This window comes from uncultured Sphingomonas sp. (assembly GCF_913776855.1).
Taxonomy (GTDB): Bacteria; Pseudomonadota; Alphaproteobacteria; order Sphingomonadales; family Sphingomonadaceae; genus Sphingomonas.
The window spans coordinates 1-17,554 of sequence record NZ_CAJYQD010000021.1; the positions used below are offsets into that span (position 1 = coordinate 1).

The following is a 17,554-nucleotide window of genomic DNA, read 5'->3' on the forward strand; positions in this document are numbered from 1 at the left end:
GAACGAGGTGCGGTTGGGCAGGCCGGTCAGGCTGTCGTTGCGCGCCAGATGGGCGATGCGGCGTTCCTGCGCGATGCGGGCGCGCAGGTCGCGGATCGAATAGATGGTCTGCGGACAGGCGCGACGCTGGTCGAAACGGATCGCGATCTCGACCGGGATTTCGGTGCCGTCCTGCGCGGTCAGCGTCAGCTGGGCGATCCGGTCGGGATCGGCGGTGGCGATATCGGCGATCCAGCGCGACAACGGTTGCCCGATCACCGCCGCATCGCTGCCGACCAGCGTGGTAAAGGCGGCGTTGACCGCCAGCACCGTGCCGCCCTGCACGATGACCATGCCGTCGACATTGCTCTCCAGCAACTCACGCAGCCGCCGGCGGGTGTCGGCGCGGGCCTGCGCATCGAGGATATAGGTGGCAAGGCCGGTGCCCACGACCAGCGTGCCGACCCCGGCGACCGCGATCGCCATTACGATCGTCGCGGTACTCGACCCGACTTGGCCGACCGCAGGGGCAAAGGGGGTGACGACCATCGCCGCCATGCCGGTGAAGTGCAGCAGCACGATGCTGGCGACCATCATGCCCGACGCCCACCACGGCCCGGCAAACCGCCCGGTAGCCCGCGCCCGGTCGAACGCCAGCGCCCCCAGCGCCACCGCGAACAGCACCGACACCGCGACATAGCCATGCGACCAGCGCACCATGCCGCGCGCGACGAATGCCTGCATCCCGACATAATGCATCACGCTGACCGTCAGTCCGAACAGCGCCCCGCCCAGCGCGGCCGACGGACGCCAGCGCCGGGTGGTCAGGTGCAGCGCGCCGGCGCTGCCGAAGATCGCAAGCAGCAGCGATACGCCGGTCAGCCGCGGTTCGTACGCGACCTCGACCCCCGGCTGATACGCGATCATCGCGATGAAATGGGTACACCAGATGGTCGCCCCCGTCGCCGCCCCGCCCAGGAACACCCACGCCATCCGGGTGCCGCGTTCGGCATGGCGGATGCGGTCGAGCAGCCGGATGGTGATCATCGACCCGACAAGGCAGAACCACGCCGCCAGCCCGACCAGCGCAAGGTTATGCTCTTCGGTCAGGCAGGTTAGGAAACGCATATGCCGGACTCCGTTCATCCGGCCGTTACACTTGCGTTTCTAAACGAAATGTTATTTCGTTGCGGTAGCGGTATCAAAGGTACGATACGGTACAAATCCGGAATGTCGCGGAACTTTTCCCGCTCGGCGTGCTGCGCCGCAATATCAACGTGTCCGCTCCGGGCTTAAAGGGCTTGTTGATCGCCGGTTGGAGCGGCTAGGCGGGACAGTGTGCGGCAAAGGGCCGGGTGGACGAAGGATACCCCATGAAGATCGCGGTTTTTGGCCTCGGCTATGTCGGCATGTCGAACGCGGTGCTGCTGGCACAGCATAACGAAGTCGTCGCCGTCGACATTTCGCAAGAGCGCGTCGCGCTGGTCAATGATCGCAAGTCGCCGATCATCGATGCCGAGCTGGAGGGGTTCCTCGCCGAACGGACGCTCGACCTGACCGCGACGACCGATGCCGCTGTCGCCCTGGGCGGCGCCGATTACGTCATCGTGGCGACGCCGACCAACTATGATGTCGAAACCGACAAGTTCAACACCGGCTCGGTCGAGGCGGTCATCAGGCTGGCGACCGAACATGCCCCCCAGGCGACGGTCGTCATCAAGTCGACGATCCCGGTCGGCTTCGTCGATGACGTTCGGGTGCGGCTGAACGCGCCGAACGTCGTCTTCAGCCCCGAATTCCTGCGCGAGGGTCGCGCGCTGTACGACAATCTCCACCCGTCGCGGATCATCGTCGGCGAACGGTCGGACCGGGCGCGCATCTTTGCCGACCTGTTGTTGCAGGGCGCGGAAAAGAAGGATGCGCCCATCCTGTTCACCGACACGCGCGAGGCGGAGGCGATCAAGCTGTTCGCCAATACCTTCCTCGCGATGCGCGTCGCCTTCTTCAACGAACTCGACAGCTATGCGATCGCCGGCGGCATGAACACGCGCCAGATCATCGAGGGCGTCGGCCTCGATCCGCGGGTGGGCAATCATTATAACAACCCCAGCTTCGGCTATGGCGGCTATTGCTTGCCCAAGGATACCAAGCAGCTGCTGGCCAATTATTCCGAAGTCCCGCAGAACCTGATCCGCGCGATCGTCGATGCGAACCGCACGCGCAAGGACTTCCTGGCCGACCAGATCATCGCCCGCCGCCCGAAGCGGGTCGGCGTCTATCGCCTGACGATGAAGGCCGGGTCGGACAATTTCCGCCAGTCGTCGATCCAGGGGATCATGAAGCGGGTAAAGGCCAAGGGGATCGAGGTCGTCGTGTACGAACCCTCGCTCCACGAGGACAGCTTCTTCGGGTCGCGGGTGGTCAAGGACCTCGACGCGTTCAAGGCGGATTGCGACGTTGTGATCGCCAACCGCGCCGCGCCCGAACTGGCTGATATCGGGACCAAGCTGTTCACGCGGGACATCTTCGGCACGGATTGAGGCCGGGCGGCACGCTCCTCCTCGGAACGGGCAGGATCATGGGGCCTCATGCCCCCGCCGCCGCGCCGGGACCATGCGCGGCGGCGAAGCGGGTCAACGGCGGGCGAGGGCCTTCATCGCGTCGAGCGCGATCTGGCGGCCCACCGCATAGGGTCCGGCATCGGGGGCGGTCGCGCGGACGAAGCCGCGTTCGCCCGCGACCCAGGGCATCGGGCGCGGGGTCGGGCGGCCGGCGCTGACGCCGCGCGCCACCACCTGTCCGCTCGCCAGATCACGCGCGACGATCCGCCAGCGACCGTCGTTCATCGCCACGACCTCCAGCGTCCATTCCGCCTTGCCCAGCAGCGCGCGGGTTTCGATCGCCTGGACATTGGCCGTATCGGCCCCCAGCGCCCCGGTGCGCAGGATCGCGGTCCGGTCGATCAGGCGGACGCCCGCCCCCGACAGGGCGTCGGCGAGGCCACGTTCCATGTCGAAATCGGCGCCTTCGTCGGCCGCCGCCGCCCGCGCGCCGCTGTCATGGCTACGCGTCGTGCTGCGCAGTTCGGCGTCGAGATGGCCCGGCTCGCGTTCGACATGCAGCGTCGCCACCTCCTCGCGCCCGGTCTCCACCTCGGCGGTCAGTTCGCGGTTCCACAGCAGGGCGACACGCGGGTGGCCGGCACGGGCATAGGCGGCGGCGAAACGGTCGATCGTCGCGCGGTCGGGATCGGCGGCGGGCGGGGGCGCGTCCAGCGTTACGGGTTGCCCCGCGCGCATCCCCTGTCCGGGGACAGCCATCGGCGGGCGCCCGTCGCGCCATTGGCCATGGGCGGGCGCAGCGGCGACCAGCAGCGCGAGGAGGGGCGGAACGATCGGGGGCAGGGCGCGCATCACTGGTCGCTGCGCAGTTCGATCAGATAATGGGCGACCGCGTCGGTCGCGGTCGAGCGTTCCTGATAGGTCGCCATCGACAGCGGCGCGATATGCACCACCCGCCAGACCGAGGTCGGCTCGGTCGGCGCCTGCCCCGCGTCGAGGAAGGACGAGCGCACCTCGACCACCAGCGGGTCCTTGGTACAGTTCACCAGGCGGGCCATCACCTCCAGCGTGTCGGTGGGGGTGCGACGGGCGAACAGCCCCTCGACCACCACCTTCTTCCACACCCGGTCGTTCATCTGCACCGCATCGAGCGATACCGGGGTCATCGCGCGCGGCACATTGGCGACCAGCGCCGGGCCGACCGGAGCCTGCGCGCGCCGCGCCGCGCCGATCCGGCATTTGAGCGGGCGGTTTTCGCGCGCCGCGACCGGTGCGTCGGGGACCAGCCCCGACAGCAGCACGGCGGCGGCGCCCAGGGCCACAGCGGAGACGGGGGCGATCCTCACAGCGTCTGGCTTTCGAGGGCGGTGCGGAACGCCTTGTTCTTCAGGATCACCGGCTTCTTGCGCGCCTGCGACGCGGCAACGCCGGCATCCTCACCCACCACGGCCTCGCCATAGACGGCGGGACGCGAGCGCAGCCACACGATGCCGCACCCCTTGGCATCGGCGCGCATCGTCATCCCCTTCACCTCGACCGGACCCTTTTCGCCGGCATAGGCGACATTATAGGTCCAGTCGGGCGATGCGGACTTCGCCGTGCCGATCATGATCCGGTCGGGCAGCCCGTCCCAGGCGCGGATGTCGGCATTGGTCTTCATCGCGCCGGACAGGATGGACAGGCCGAGGCCGAGCAGCGCGCCATAGCCGCTGCTGTCGCCGCCCATCAGGCTCTGCGTCATCAGCGCGGTACCGACGGCATCGGTCCCTTCCTTCCAGTTCGCCTTGCCGTTCATCAGCCCGTCGATCGCGCGGCCGCCGCGGGTCGTCGCCTGATAGGTGACGCTGCTCGCCTCGATCAGCGGCAGCGTGACGGGGGTGCCGGCGGGGCCGTAGGTGACGGTGGCGAGCGTTTCGGGATAGGCCTCGCCCGCCTGGAACAGCAGCTTCTGCGCCTGGGCCGCGTCGCGCGCCTTGACGGGGCCGTTGCCCAGTTCGGCGATGAACAGGATATTGTCACCTTCGGCCGGGGCGGTCAGGCCCTTCTGCGCCTTGGCCGCCAGCGCGAAATATTCGTTCGCCTTGCTGTCGCCGCGGCCTTCGCAGCGCCGGCTCCAGCCCTGGAGATAGTTCATCGCGGCGAAGTCGCTCTGGAACTCCTCCGCATCGGACAGCGTGTCCATCCGTTCGGCATTGTCGAACGCGATGCGCGCATTCTGGTAATCGCCGTCGCGCAGGTACAGCAGCCCGCGATAATAATAGGCCATGGCGCGCTCGTACGGCTCGCCCTTGTAATCCTTGTTCGATTCATTGTGGAACACCGACCGCGCGGTCGCCGCCTGCGGGTTGTTGGCATAGATCGTCTCGATCCGGCCCAGCGCCTGGTCGAACGCCCATGCCGCGTCCTTGTAGAAGCCGCCCTCGAACGCGGAGAGGCCGAGCCGCTGGAAATTCAGCACCGCATTGCGTTCACCGCCGGTATAGAGTGTGCGGTAGAGCGGGCGCAGCGGTTCGGGGCGCGCATCGGCATAGGCCGCGATCTGGTCGGGATAGGGGCCTTCGCCATATTTCGCGCGCAGCTCGCGCATCCGGCGTTCCTCCGCCTTGGCGGCGGCCTTCGCAGCGCGCGCCGCTTCCTTGGCGGCGGCGGGGTCGGCAGGCTGGGCGGTGGGTGCCGCAGCATCCTGCGGCGGCGTGGCGATGGACGGCGTGGCCAGCAGTGCGATCAGGCTGGCGGCGGTGATGAAACGACGCATGGAAAATCCCCCCGAATCAGGTTCAGCGATAGACGACGTCGTCACCCGCGGCGCGCAGGATGACGTAGGGTTGGCTGGTCCACGGCAGGTCGCCGGTTTCGAGGTCGACCAGTTCGAACACGACCTGCGTCCGGCGCTGGACCAGGCCCGATTTCATGTCGCGGGAATCGAGCGAGCTCATCTTGCCGACCAGCTGGTAATCGACGCCCGACACGCCCTGCGTCATGCCGCGGGTGCCGGTGTCGGCGACGCCGGTGCGCTTCAGCTCGCGCTCGCGCATCACGATGTCCATCGATTCCCGGCTGACGAAGCGGATGCGCCCGGCGGCGGCCCGGCTGAGGCTGGCGCGCAGCGCCCCGGTCACCATGTCGCGGTCGATCCGCTGCGAGCTGTCGTTGTAGAATTTTTCGCTGTCGACGACGATACGCGGCGGGGTCGGCGTGCCGACGATGTCGGGGCGCGACAGCAGGTCGCGCACGATCTGGTCGGCGATCATGTCGATGTCGCGCGATTCCAGCCCGACGCCGAAGATCGCGCCGCGCCCGGTCGGGTCCAGCTCGGTCGCCTGCGTGCCGCGCCGGTTGCGCTGGGCCGATGCGCCGTCGACCGGCGCCAGGGCGGCCAGCATGACCGCCGCAATCATCAACGAACTCCGCATCCCGCTCCCCCCAAATCCGGGGGCATCATCGCGCACGGGCCGGCCACGCGACATACACCGAAGCATGTACGCCATTTGGGGTACGCCCCTATCCACGGCCCATCCGGCCCAGCAGCGCGACCAGTTCGGACTGTCGCGATACCCCGGTCTTCAGGAAGATATGGCGCAGATGGACGCGCAGCGTCGCCGGGCGGCAGTCGCGCGCGGCGGCGGCGGATTCGAGCGAATGCCCGGCCATCAGGAGCGTCGCCAGCGTTGTTTCGGCAGGCGTCAGGTCGAACGCCTCCTGCCACAGCTGCGGCTCGGGCGCGGGGCGGCGATTGGGTGCGAGCAGCGTCGCCACCGCCACCCCCGCCGGCGCATGGAGCAGCCGCGTCGCCCACGGGATCGGCCGGACGATCAGGATCAGCGTGTCGCCCCCCCGGCGAAACCGCGCTGCCGCCGCTGCCGGCGCGACCCGTGCCGTGGCGCGGCCGATCGCGGCGTCGATCCGGGCCTGTTCGCCCGCCGCCCCGCTCCACGGTGCCGTGCCCAGCAGCGCATCGAACGCCGCCGTGGTGGCCAGCGTCCGCCCGTCGCGGTCGATCAGCGCCATCGCATCGTCACGATGGTCGACCTGTCCCTGCCAATAGGCATCGCGCCCCGGTTCCGCCCCCTCACGCTCCCGCACGGCGCCTGCGATCGCGACGACGTTCGTCCCTGCCATATCGGTTCCCCCGAACCCCTTGCCCCAACGGGGAAAGGTTTAGCGGGCGGCGGTCGCGAAGGCCGGTCGCATCGTGTCGCAATGCGTCGCATTGCGTGGTGCGGGAGGGGGCCGTATTGAAACTCGCTCCCTCGCGCGTTTCCAAACAACCGCTCAGGCCGGTTCGATACGGTCCTGCGCCAGTGCGTCCAGCGCGCGCGACACGGTGGTGTCGCCGGCGAAGCGCGTACGGATGCGGCGGACGAACCCCGCCGCGCCCCAGCGTTCGCCCCGCGCGCGGGCATCGCCCAGGATCGCCAGCAATGCGCCCCGATCGCCCGCCATCGCCGCGACGAAGGCGGGCCAGCTATGGTCGGGCCGGTCGGTATTCTGGGCAAAGGCGATCGCCCGGCTGAGCATCACCGCCTGCACCGCGTCGGGGTCGTTGCGATCCAGCGTGCGCCCCAGCGCCGCGCCATAGGCAATCAGTTCGCGTTCGTCGCGCAGCCGGGCGCGCTCGACCAGATGGCGGACATAGCCGGGCAGGTCCCCCTGCGCGAGCGCCATGACGCTCAGGCAGTCCTGTACGCTCGACAGGGCCGGATGCTGCGCGGCGAGGGTGTCGAGCAGCGCCTCCCCCTCCGCCGTGCGCCCCGCCGACCACAGGCCCCAGCCATAATCGGCCAGCAGCCACGGCGCACCGGGGGCAAGCATCCGCGCGGCATCGAACTCGCGCAGCGCCGCCGCATCCTCGCCATTGTCGGCCAGGATGTTGGCATACCACAGATGCGCCAGCGGATCGTTCGGGGCATGGCCGATCGCGCGGCGGAACAGCCGTCCGGCGCGGGCCGGATCGCGGTCCCACCAATAGGCGGCAACCGCATCGACCCGGTCGGCGACGGCGGAGGCGGGGTCGATCGCACGCGCCGCCGCCGCCGCCGCCCGTGCGCGGGCAAAGGCCTGCGCATCGGGGGCCGATCCGAACTCGCGCGCCAGCAGCCATGCCTCGGCCAGCGCCTCCTGCACCGGGGCATTGCCGGGATGGTCGCGGGCAAGCGAGCCAAGCGTCGCGATGGCATGGCGCAGCCGGGGGGCGGCGCGCAGCGCGACATCGTCGCGCGCCGCCACGAAGCGGGCATGGGCGGCACCGTCGAGCGTCGCCGGCGTCGCGGACCAGCGCCCGGCACCCACCACGCCCCCGGCCAGCAGCAGCGCGGCGACCCCCGCCACCCACGGCCAGCGGCACCGGGCGACCGGGGCGGGTACCGGCCCCGGTTCGACTGCCGCCGGTTCGGGCGGGGCGGGCGGTGGCGGGACCGGTTCGGGGCGGTCGGCCAGCGCGCCCTGTCCGGACATCCAGGCGTCGAGTTCGGCGGCAAGGGCATAGACGCTGCGCGCCTTGCCACCGGGCAGGGCATGGACCGGCAACCCCCGTTCGCGCGCCCAGCGGATCACGGTGGACCGATCGCGGCCCAGATGGCCTGCGATGGATTTCCACCCCTCGATCCTGTCCGTCGGCCCCCCGGCCTGCCCCATCATCTGCCCCATCGCACCCTGCCCCCGCAGCGATCGGTCCCAGCGATACCGGCGGTTGTCCGACCGGTCCAGAGGGCGCGGACGGCGCCAAAGTTCACAAAGTTCACACTCGTGCGCGGTTTGCGCACCATGCGGTTCCAGGCCTGTCCCGGTGCGGGGCGGGCGGGGCTGGACGCGTGGCGGAACGACCGTGACGGGGTGGCGGCGTGTAGGAAAGCGTCAAGGCGTCGATTGTCCGCCCTACCAAGATGGCATATATTGCCATTCTGTCCAGGAGACGACCGATGGTGTCGATGAACATATCCCTGCCTGACCCGATGCGAGCCTTTGTGCAGCGCCGGATCGATACGGGAGACTATGCCAGCGCAAGCGATTATGTACGCGACCTGATCCGGCGCGATCAGGCGGAGGACGCGGATGTCGACGCGTGGTTGCAGGCGCTCGACCAGTCGATCAAACGCGGACTTGCTGATGCCGATGCCGGGCGGGTCCGCGACCTTGACGCCGTCTGTGGCGACCTGATCGCCGAATTGGAACAAGGGGTTGGTCGAGCACCCGAATGAGGGTCGTCATCACGCCGGAAGCGCAGTCCGACCTGAGGCGCATCGCGCTATGGATTGCGAACGATAATCCGTCCCGCGCGATCAGTTTCGTCAAGGAACTCAGCCAAGCCGCAAAGGCGCTTGCCGGCCTGCCGCATGGTTATCCCCTCATTCCCCGGTACGAACGACGGGGGATCCGTCGTCGGTCGTACCGCCGCCATGCCATCCTCTATGCCGTTCGCATCGACCGCGTGATCGTGCTGCGCTTTCTCGAACCCGGCCGCGACCTCGACCGGGCATTGGGATTGCGCTGATCGATCTTCATGTCGACATGTCGACATTCCTACCTGTCGCTTCAGCCGCCATCCCCCGCACGTCGACCCGCGCCTTCAACCGGGCGCCGAGCAGCGCCGTCCCGCTGATCTTGCGCTGGACGAACAGGGTTTCGACATGCGGTACGTGCCAGGTCGCGCGATCGGCGGCGAGGGCCTTTGCCTCTTCGCGCACCACCGGCACGAAGGCACGGTCGCCGAAGTCGAACGGGCCGGGCCGCGCCATCGCCTCGTCGACAGCGGCGATGATCCGGTCGACCGCCGGGCGGTGGGCGCGCACCGCCGCTGCGCCGAGGAAGCCGGTTTCGACCGCCACGTCGCGGATGGTGTCGCGGTCGTGCGCCAGGCCGGCGGCGATCAGGCGGCGGTAGGCATCGGCGGTGTCCGCCGGCACCGGCCGCGTCGCGCCGAAATCGAGCAGGACGATGCGACCGCTGTCCGCCTGCCAGCGGTAATTGGCGAAATTGGGGTCGGTCTGCATCTCGGCGAACTCGAACAACTCGCGCAGCACCAGATCGATCAGCGCGGTCATTGCCGCGTCGCGGGTCGGCTGCGGCGCGGTCGCCAGCCCCTCGATCGGGGTGCCGTCGAGATAATCCATCGCCAGGATGCGGGGGGTGGTCAGCGCCTCGACCGGGCGCGGCACCGCATAGCGTGGATCGCCCGCAAGCCGATCGGCATAGCGGCGCATCGCGTCGGCTTCGCGCGCGTAATCGGCTTCGTCGGCCAGTTGCCGTTTCGCCTCGGCCAGCAACGGTTTGAGGTCCAGTTCGCGCGGCAACAGGTTGGACACGCGCAGCAGCGTGGCGACGTTATCGACATCGGCATCGATGCTTTCGCGCACGCCGGGATATTGCACCTTGATCGCAAGGCGCCGGCCATCGGCCAGCTCGGCACGATGCACCTGCCCGATCGAGGCGGCGGCGATCGGATTGGCATCGAACTTGGCGAGCTTGCCCCGCCAGTCCGGTCCCCATTCGGCGATCAGCAATTTGTCGAGCTGGGCCGGGGGCATGGTCTGCCCCTGGTTGCGTAAGGTGGCGAGGATGGTGGCGAGTTCGGGCGGGAGCAGGTCGCCGGCATCCATCGAGATCATCTGCCCCAGTTTCATCGCCGCGCCGCGCAGGTGCGACAGCCGGTCGGCCATGCGCTTCGCATTGGCAGGCGTGAGGATCAGGTCGCCCATGCGTGGCCGTTCCCCGCTGGCGATGCGCCGCGCGCCCTCCGCCAGCATCCCGCCCGCGATCCCGCCGGCAAGACGCCCGAAACCGGACAGGCGGGAGAGGCGGCCGCTGGGCACGGCGCGGCCGGGGCGAAGGGGTTCGTCGGTCATGGGGGGTGGAGCGAGCGGGCGGGGGAAGGGTTCCGGCGGGGGTGCGAAGGGGTAGCTCGTCGGGACCGCGCCACCGTCCGCCCCGAAGGGCGGCACTTGCCGATTGGCAGGGGCGATCATTGTCGGGTACGCTTGCGCCACCGAACGGACGACAGGAGCAGGTTGGTGGAAGCACCGGTGACCGTGACGGGCAGGATGCCGCCGGGTTGGATCGACAAGAGCATGGTCGTCCATGCCGCGCCGCTGGCCCCCGGACAGGCGATCGCGCCGACCATCGTGATCGCGCGCGACGCGCTGGGCCGGCAGGAGACCTTCCGCGAATATTGCAACCGCCAGATCGACGGGTTCCGCGCGACGCTGCCACAGTTCGACCGGCGCGGGGAAGGGCCGGGGCGGGTCCATGATTTTGACGCGTTCCGCATCGATTTCAGCTGGATGTCGGGTGCGGGCCGGTTGCGGCAGGAGGTGTTCTTCATCGCCGCGCCGCACGGGGTCGTCGTCACCTATACCGCTACCGCTGCCGAGGGGGACTTTGCCGGGCACGAACCGGTGTTCCGGCAGGGGCTGGCCGATCTGGTGATCGTGCCGGTGCAGGGATAGCGGCGGGCGCGGCGCCATGACGATGATGCCCGCGGCCCGCGTCGGCGACGACATCGCGCACAGCAATGCCGGGACCGGCATGTTGCTGGGCGTGCTGGCCGGGGCGGCGGTGGGTGCGGTGCTGGTGGCGGCGACGGTCGCGACCGGCGGCCTCGCGCTGGTCGCCGCGGCCGGGGCGGCGGCGGGCATGGTGTCGGCCGGGGGTCTGGGCGGCATGTATATCGGCGAGGCGTCGATGGGGCCGGCGTGCGGAAAATTCGTCACCGGATCGCCCGACGTCTTCATCAATAGCAAAGCCGCGCTGTTCACCGCCGGATCGTTCGCATCGTGCGACAAGGACAGCGGCGCGATCCCGCTGGCGACCGGATCGTCGAGCGTCTTCATCAATACCGGCATGGCCGGGCGCGAAGGCGAAAAGGTCGGGTGCAGCGCGGTGTCGGTGCCGAAGGTTTCGCCCAACGTCTTCATCGGCGGCGACAGCGCGCAGGACCCGCGGGTCGAGATCCATCCCGAGGTGCCGCAATGGGCGGTGACCGGGTTGCAGGTGCTGGGCATCGCCGGGGCGATCGCGGCCTTGCCCTTCGCCATCGCGACGGTCGGGGTGGCGGCGACGATCGGCGGCGCGGTGGTGGGCGCGGTCGGCGCGCTGGGCGGTGCCAAGGCCGGCCGCGCGCTGGGCGAGGCGCTGGGCCTGTCGGAAGCGGGCACCCGCGCACTGGAGACGGCCGGCGGGTTCCTGGGCGGCATGGTGGGCGGGGCGGCGGGCACCAAGGGCACCCAGTGGTTCAACAGGAACTACCAGATCCAGTACAATCCCAACGTCCTGAGCATGAACGGCGCAGGGGCGTTTTCGATCAAGCCCCGAGTCCCACCACCTTCGACCAAACCCCACCTTCCGCCATCGGAAGGGCTGTCACCCAACGACCCGTATATCCTCTTCAACAAGACGTATAAGGGCGCCCGTCCCCAGCCACGGGGGCAGGGACCGGGCGGGGGCAGGTTGCAAGCAAACCATGGCCTGCAGGGGAAGTGGGCCAAGCAGAATCTTTCCAAATACGGGTATGATGATCGATTGGCGCCGGCAGAGACCATTGAGACGGGTGCGACCAAACCGTTCGAACACACTATCATTTCGAACAGGCAGAATGCACGCGCTGCGGCACGTGTTGCCGCCGGTAAGGGAAAATGGAGTTCTACCTTAAACGAAGAACTCAACTATACCGCGCAGGACTATAAGGCTGCGGGGTATAGTGACGCAACGATCAGTAAGATTATGAATCAGCAATATAAGATGCTGGACAAACTTGGTGTGCCATACACGCTGGTGGCGGGATATTGAGTGTATACTATGAAACTGAACGAACAATATCGGACATTTTCCTACGGTCCGCCTGCCAGTGCGGTGGATATGGATCGTTTCGTGAAAAAATACGAGAACGTGCCGCCTGGCTATCTGGCAATCGTGCGCGAGGTGACGGGCCTCGTGCTATTGTGGCAGCACCGCAGCCAGTTGCGGCTTTGGGGACCGGACGAGGCGATCGGGATGGACGATGCCTATGGGGTCTCGGCCAGCATACCCGGTGCGGTTCCGATCGGGGACAATGGCGGTGGCGAGTTGATCGTGCATGGCGAGGGAACGGACGGGCTGGCCTTGTATCTGGTCGATACGGGTTCCTTGTTCCTCGACGAAGACGCGCCGAAGATTGCATCCCATCTGCCAGCCTTGCTGGAGCGCGGGGAGGGCGCGGAGATTGTGTGCCGCAGTGATCCGATCGATCCCGCCACGCTGGGGCCGCCTATCTTCTACGAGAAGGACTATGACTGAACCCCGCCGTACAGCCATGTCAGACCGAAGCGTATCGGCGCGCTATCGGGATCTTGTCAGCGACAAGGGGAAAGGTCGTCCCTATGACGACCTCGTTCCCGTACCGGACGTGCGGATTGCGGCATTACGGCAGGAATATCCCGGCTTGCCCACCGATTTTGCGGATTTCCTGACCGAGATCGGTGCCGGAAGCTTTGCCGGCAATCGCTATCAGTTGTACGATGGTCTGGTCGGACCCGATGACGTTTATGGGGCGGTCGAGGACGGGTTCGAAACGCTGGCGTTGTTCGGTGACGACCTGCAGGGTTTCAACGACGGGTTCGACACGCAGGACTGGCAGGTTGTCGAGGTTGATCCGACCAATGCGACGTTTCGTGCCGTCGCGGTATCGTTCGAGGCATTCATCCGTGCGAAGATCGCCGAACTGACGTGATCGACACGCTGTTACGATTGCCTGCACGGTCCGAACGCCGGCTCGCGCCGTTGAAGGCTGCCGATTCCGGACTGCGCGACCAGTTGGCAGGAGATCTGCCATGAGCGAAATGAAGCGTTGGTGCCGGTCAACGACCGACAGGTGGTTCGGATGATCCTGTACCGCAACGCCGACTGGATGTTCACGCTGTTCCGGCACGACGGGTGTGATCTGATGACCGTGGTGGCGGGCGGGGTGGGGCTGTACGACGTCACCATCCGCCTGTCCGCGCAGGAGATGGCGGCCCTGTGCGCCGACGAGGCCCGCGCGATCGCGTTGGCCCGCGATGTGGCGACACGGACGGCGGCCTATGCCGATCGCCGCGTGTCGCCGCCGATCGATCCTCAGAACGATGCCGATACCGTGACGCCATAGGTGCGCGGGTCGCCGGGCTGGCCGACGATCAGGCCGGTATTGCCCGACTGGGTGGCGAGCAGCTCGTAATAATTCTGGTCGAAGGCGTTGCGCAGCCACAGGAACGCGTTCCACCCCTTGTCCGCGCGGTAGCCGAGGCGGAAGTTCGCGATGCCGTAGCCGTCGATATAGGTGTAGGCCGAGGGTGAGGGGTTGGACGAGAAGCGCGAGCGATAGCTGCCGTCGAAACCCAGATAGGCGTTGCCATCGGTATCGCCGATCTTCGCCGGCAGGGCATATTCGGCGCCATAGCTGAACGCCCATTTCGAGATGCCGGGCAGGCGTTGTCCCGACACGTCGCACGCCGATGGGCTGATGCCGCCGGGGGTGCCTGGCGCGCTGGGCATCTGGCCCGCCGCTGCCGCCGTGCCGCCCGACAGTTCGGGCGGGCAGGGGGCGTCGGTGAAGCGGACATATTTCGCATCGGTATAGGCTGCGTTGGCATAGAGGTTCAGCCGCTCGGTCGGGCGGAAGGCGGTGTCGAGTTCGACGCCGCGCGTCCTGACCGCCTGCGCATTCGCCAGATAGCCGCGCAGCACGCCCAATTGCCCGTTGGTCACCGTCGCCTGATAATCGGCGATGTCGGTCCAGAAGGCGGCGAGGTTGGCGGTGATGCGCCGGTCGAGCCACTGCGTCTTCACGCCGACTTCGTAATGGTTGACCCGTTCGGGCTTCACCTGCGCCGCCGCCAGGATCGGGTTGTTGTTGGCATCGAGCGGCAGGCCCGACAGGTTGATCCCGCCTGACTTATAGCTGCGGGCATAGGTCGCATAGGCATGGACGTCGCGCGCCACGTCATAGGCGAGGGTGACGTCGCCCGACACGTTCCAGTCGTCGAAATCAGGGCGATAGCTTTGCGGGGCGAGTACGCCGCACCGGTCGCGCGTCACGCTGCTGGCGGCCTGCGATGCCGCCGAACAGTTGAGCAGCGCGCCCGTCCCGGTGGTGACGACCGACACGTAATCGCCGCTCTTCTTGTCGTAATTGACGCGCAGCCCCGGCGCGATCGACAGCGCGTCGGTCAGGTGCCAGGTCAGCTTGCCGAACACCGCCGCGCTGGTGTTGGAAAAGCCGATGGTGTTGCGCGCGGTCAGGCCGTTCAGCACCGCCGGGTTGCACGCATTGGCCGTGGCGGTGGCGCAGCCATTGGCGCCGAAGGGCGGATTGCCGGGGTTGAGCAGGAAGCGCGACGCCGCCGGCCCCTGCACCTGCAACCCCTGCGTATCGATCGTCTGGTGGAAATAGAACAGGCCGGCGACGTAATCGACGGTGCGCTTGCCGTTCGACGCGATGCGCAGTTCCTGGCTCCACTGGCGCTGCTGCGACGGGTTGGCCGACACGGTGGTGATCGGCAGGCCGGTGAAGTCGCGGTCGTTCGACGGGTCCCAGTTCCAGAAACGCCACGCGCTGACCGAGGTCAGCGTCGCCGCGCCCAGATCGAGATTGCCGACCAGCGAGACGCCGCCCAGCGCCTGTCGCGCGCGTAGCGGAGTGTCGAGGTCGGTCAGCCGGTCGAACGCGTTCGTCGAAGGCGGGGCATAGCCGAAGGCGGCGGCCAGCGCCGCATATTGGCGGGCGAGCGGGCGCTGCGTCGTGCCGGTGCGCGCATAGATCTGCGCACAGCAATCGGGGTTCTGGTGGCCGTAATCGCCGTACAGCGTCACATCGAGGTTGGCGGCGGGCTTCCACAGCAACTGCCCGCGCACGCTCTGGTTATCCTGCGCATTGGCATAGCCGCCGAGCGCCGTGTTGCGGATCGTGCCCCGGCGCGAGGTGACCGAGGCGGAAAGGCGCACCGCCAGCGTATCGCCAATAATCGGGCCGGAGGCGGATGCCTTCGCCTGGATGAAGTCGTAATTGCCGGTGGTGAGTTCGACGCGCGCTTCGGGGGTGAAGCTGGGCTTGCGCGTGGTGATGTTGATCGCGCCCGCCGTCGTGTTCTTGCCGTACAGCGTGCCCTGCGGCCCGCGCAGGATCTCGATGCGCTCGGTGTCGGTGAAGTCGAACGTCGCCGATGCGATGCGGCTGTAATAGACCCCGTCGACATAGATGCCGACGCCCTGTTCGATCCCGTCGTTGGTAAGACCAAAGGGTGCGCCCAAGCCGCGGATATTGGCGGCACTGTTGCGCGGGTTGGTCGAATAGAATTGCAGCGTCGGCTGCAGCTGCGTCAGGCGGTTGACGTTGTAGGCGCCGGTATCGGCCAGCGTCGTGCCGCCGATCACCGACATCGCGATCGGCACCTGCTGCACCGTTTCGGCGCGGCGACGGGCGGTGACGACGATCTCGCCGGTGTCGGCGGGGGCAAGGCGGCCGGTGTCGGCGCGAGTTTCCTCCTCAGCTGTCTGGACCGTCGGTTCGGGCGGGGGCGCAGGCTGTGCTGCGACCTGCGCCAGAATCAGCGCCAACGACAATGCCATGCGTAATCTCCCTGCCTTTGATGGGAGAATGGCGCAGGGCTATATGTCCATCAACAATGTAGGAATTTAGCGCGCCCTAGTTTGGCTTGTAGCCGACCCCGATCCGGCGGGGCGCGCGGGCACGCCGGGCGAGCAGCGCGCGGACATGGGCGCAGGCGGCCTCCTCGCTGGCAAAGGTGTAGGTGCGGTGCTGCCCTGCACGGCCGATCCGGCCCCACCGCGTCTCGACCAGCAACGTCCCGAACAGGTCGCGACAGGCGACCACCGACCAGCGCCGCGCAATGCCGCGTGCGGGGTCGCGGGCGGTCAGTTCGATGGGCGAGAAGGGCAGGTTCATGGCCGCCACTATCGCGCGGGCGCGCGGGCGTGTCGCACCGAATGTCTGAATCAGTGGGGCAGGATCGATCGAGCGGGTGAATCAGCGGCGATGGTGCAGCCGGGCGGCGTGGAGGATGTCGACGGTCCGGCCATGGCCGCGCCATCCGGCGCGCACCATCTGCCCGACCCGCTTGCCATGGACCAGCAACGGCAGCGCCAGCAGCGCCAGCGGCAGGAAGGGAAGCGCCAGCGGCGATCCATCGAGCGTCGTCGCCATGGCGCAGGACAGCGCGAACAGCGCCAGCCCCGCCGCTTTCCAGCGCAGGTCGCGGCGGGTCATGCGCGCCGCTCCGTATCGGCGATCACCAGCGTTGCCGCCGCCGCCAGCACTGCCGCCATGCCGGTGGCGTCGGCGGGCGGCGCGTCCGGCCACAGCAGCAGGTCGGCGGGGGCCTCCGCCTCCTGAGCGAGTGCCGTGTGCATGTCGGCCATGTCGAACGACAGCCCGATGGCGGGGTCGTGCAGCCGGGCGGCGGCGGCGCGGGCGCGGCCGATCAGCGCCGGCGACCCGTCGATGCCGCGCCCCTCGATCGCGGTGAAGCCCATCGCGCGGGCGTGGCGGGCGACCTCGATCAGCAGCGTGCCGCACGCGCAATCGGCATCGACGATCCGCACCGCATGGCGATGGGCGTCGCGCAGGGCCTGCAACGCGGCGACGATGTGCGGCCAGCGCGGATCGGCGCGCACGCTGCGGCGGATCGGTACCGGGCGCGGTGCCATGCGCCGCGGGGCGGGGGCGATGCGGGCGGCGGTCCTCATGCCGCCACCCGTTCGCCATCGGTGAGCGGCGCGAAGGATACGCACGGGACCAGCGGCGCGGTCGCCATGCACAGGCAGGCATGGTGCATCCGGCATTCGCCGCGGGCATAGCCGATCGCGGCATCGCGCGACACGAACCGCCCTTCGAGACGGTGGCCGCTGTCCTGTACCAGCCAGTGGCCGGCGGCGTCCTGTCCGACATAGATGGTCGCCGGTTCGTCGGGTTCCGGATGGGGTTCGGGTGACATGGAAATCGTCTCTTGCGGTCGGATGTCCTGCATCCGCCACCGCCAGCTATGCCCCGC

At 68.3% G+C, this 17,554-nt stretch carries 21 protein-coding genes; 8 read left to right on the plus strand and 13 right to left on the minus strand.

From position 1 onward, the window contains the following. Window positions 1-1,107 (minus strand): MHYT domain-containing protein (locus QZ755_RS05275; protein ID WP_294320451.1); only part of this gene is annotated, 1,107 nt, incomplete at its 3' end. A 245-nt stretch (window positions 1,108-1,352) separates the two neighbouring features. Between QZ755_RS05275 and QZ755_RS05280 the strand changes: the two genes are divergently transcribed. Further along, a complete protein-coding gene (locus tag QZ755_RS05280; RefSeq protein WP_294320452.1) occupies window positions 1,353-2,519 on the plus strand; it encodes a nucleotide sugar dehydrogenase in 1,167 nt (388 codons plus the stop codon). Between the two features lie 93 nt (window positions 2,520-2,612). On the opposite strand, the gene QZ755_RS05285 is transcribed toward QZ755_RS05280, so the two are convergent. From QZ755_RS05285 to QZ755_RS05310, 6 genes are all read right to left on the minus strand, one after another. Further along, window positions 2,613-3,392, minus strand: coding sequence for a hypothetical protein (locus QZ755_RS05285; RefSeq protein WP_294320454.1), 780 nt, complete (start codon window positions 3,390-3,392; stop codon window positions 2,613-2,615). Then, window positions 3,392-3,886 (minus strand): hypothetical protein, encoded by a 495-nt coding sequence (locus QZ755_RS05290; protein WP_294320456.1) that lies wholly within the window; start codon window positions 3,884-3,886, stop codon window positions 3,392-3,394. The genes QZ755_RS05285 and QZ755_RS05290 overlap by 1 nt, the downstream gene beginning before the upstream one ends. Beyond that, window positions 3,883-5,295 carry a hypothetical protein gene (locus QZ755_RS05295; protein ID WP_294320458.1) on the minus strand — a complete coding sequence of 471 codons (1,413 nt, stop codon included), beginning with the start codon at window positions 5,293-5,295 and terminating at the stop codon, window positions 3,883-3,885. The genes QZ755_RS05290 and QZ755_RS05295 overlap by 4 nt, the downstream gene beginning before the upstream one ends. A gap of 22 nt (window positions 5,296-5,317) precedes the next feature. Beyond that, entirely contained in the window at window positions 5,318-5,938 is a 621-nt protein-coding gene (locus QZ755_RS05300) for a penicillin-binding protein activator LpoB (RefSeq protein WP_294320460.1), read from the minus strand. A gap of 103 nt (window positions 5,939-6,041) precedes the next feature. Beyond that, window positions 6,042-6,659 (minus strand): helix-turn-helix transcriptional regulator, encoded by a 618-nt coding sequence (locus QZ755_RS05305; RefSeq protein ID WP_294320462.1) that lies wholly within the window; start codon window positions 6,657-6,659, stop codon window positions 6,042-6,044. Between the two features lie 153 nt (window positions 6,660-6,812). Next, window positions 6,813-8,093: a tetratricopeptide repeat protein gene (locus QZ755_RS05310; RefSeq protein WP_294320464.1), complete on the minus strand. Its 1,281-nt coding sequence runs from the start codon at window positions 8,091-8,093 to the stop codon at window positions 6,813-6,815. 365 nt (window positions 8,094-8,458) lie between these two features. On the opposite strand from QZ755_RS05310, the gene QZ755_RS05315 reads away from it, so the two are divergent. Further along, window positions 8,459-8,737 (plus strand): type II toxin-antitoxin system ParD family antitoxin, encoded by a 279-nt coding sequence (locus tag QZ755_RS05315; RefSeq protein WP_294320466.1) that lies wholly within the window; start codon window positions 8,459-8,461, stop codon window positions 8,735-8,737. Further along, a complete protein-coding gene (locus QZ755_RS05320) occupies window positions 8,734-9,030 on the plus strand; it encodes a type II toxin-antitoxin system RelE/ParE family toxin (protein ID WP_294320468.1) in 297 nt (98 codons plus the stop codon). The genes QZ755_RS05315 and QZ755_RS05320 overlap by 4 nt, the downstream gene beginning before the upstream one ends. Window positions 9,031-9,037: 7 nt before the next feature. Here QZ755_RS05320 and QZ755_RS05325 read toward each other — a convergent pair whose 3' ends face one another. Continuing rightward, window positions 9,038-10,381, minus strand: coding sequence for an AarF/ABC1/UbiB kinase family protein (locus QZ755_RS05325; RefSeq protein WP_294320470.1), 1,344 nt, complete (start codon window positions 10,379-10,381; stop codon window positions 9,038-9,040). Window positions 10,382-10,546: 165 nt separating this feature from the next. Here QZ755_RS05325 and QZ755_RS05330 point away from each other — a divergent pair, with 165 nt between their 5' ends. The 5 genes from QZ755_RS05330 (at window position 10,547) to QZ755_RS05350 (ending at window position 13,653) form a co-directional block, all read left to right on the plus strand. Further along, the gene (locus QZ755_RS05330) at window positions 10,547-10,981 is read left to right on the plus strand and encodes a DcrB-related protein (protein WP_294320471.1); all 435 of its coding nucleotides are present in this window, start codon (window positions 10,547-10,549) and stop codon (window positions 10,979-10,981) included. Window positions 10,982-10,997: 16 nt separating this feature from the next. Then, window positions 10,998-12,320, plus strand: coding sequence for a PAAR domain-containing protein (locus QZ755_RS05335; RefSeq protein ID WP_294320474.1), 1,323 nt, complete (start codon window positions 10,998-11,000; stop codon window positions 12,318-12,320). A 9-nt stretch (window positions 12,321-12,329) separates the two neighbouring features. Beyond that, the gene (locus tag QZ755_RS05340) at window positions 12,330-12,806 is read left to right on the plus strand and encodes a hypothetical protein (protein ID WP_294320476.1); all 477 of its coding nucleotides are present in this window, start codon (window positions 12,330-12,332) and stop codon (window positions 12,804-12,806) included. A 145-nt stretch (window positions 12,807-12,951) separates the two neighbouring features. Next, window positions 12,952-13,239 carry a hypothetical protein gene (locus tag QZ755_RS05345; RefSeq protein ID WP_294320477.1) on the plus strand — a complete coding sequence of 96 codons (288 nt, stop codon included), beginning with the start codon at window positions 12,952-12,954 and terminating at the stop codon, window positions 13,237-13,239. 120 nt (window positions 13,240-13,359) lie between these two features. Next, window positions 13,360-13,653, plus strand: a complete 294-nt coding sequence (locus tag QZ755_RS05350) for a hypothetical protein (protein ID WP_294320478.1) — start codon at window positions 13,360-13,362, stop codon at window positions 13,651-13,653. On the opposite strand, the gene QZ755_RS05355 is transcribed toward QZ755_RS05350, so the two are convergent. From QZ755_RS05355 to QZ755_RS05375, 5 genes are all read right to left on the minus strand, one after another. Further along, window positions 13,623-16,112 (minus strand): TonB-dependent receptor, encoded by a 2,490-nt coding sequence (locus QZ755_RS05355; protein ID WP_294320480.1) that lies wholly within the window; start codon window positions 16,110-16,112, stop codon window positions 13,623-13,625. The genes QZ755_RS05350 and QZ755_RS05355 overlap by 31 nt on opposite strands. A 76-nt stretch (window positions 16,113-16,188) precedes the next feature. Further along, entirely contained in the window at window positions 16,189-16,449 is a 261-nt protein-coding gene (locus QZ755_RS05360; RefSeq protein ID WP_294320482.1) for a WGR domain-containing protein, read from the minus strand. Between the two features lie 81 nt (window positions 16,450-16,530). After that, window positions 16,531-16,770 (minus strand): hypothetical protein, encoded by a 240-nt coding sequence (locus QZ755_RS05365; RefSeq protein ID WP_294320484.1) that lies wholly within the window; start codon window positions 16,768-16,770, stop codon window positions 16,531-16,533. After that, on the minus strand, window positions 16,767-17,249 hold the full coding sequence (locus QZ755_RS05370) for an SAM-dependent methyltransferase (protein ID WP_294320486.1): 483 nt from the start codon (window positions 17,247-17,249) through the stop codon (window positions 16,767-16,769). Before QZ755_RS05370 ends, QZ755_RS05365 begins: the two co-directional genes overlap by 4 nt. Next, entirely contained in the window at window positions 17,246-17,497 is a 252-nt protein-coding gene (locus QZ755_RS05375; RefSeq protein ID WP_294320489.1) for a hypothetical protein, read from the minus strand. Before QZ755_RS05375 ends, QZ755_RS05370 begins: the two co-directional genes overlap by 4 nt. Window positions 17,498-17,554 lie beyond the last annotated feature (57 nt).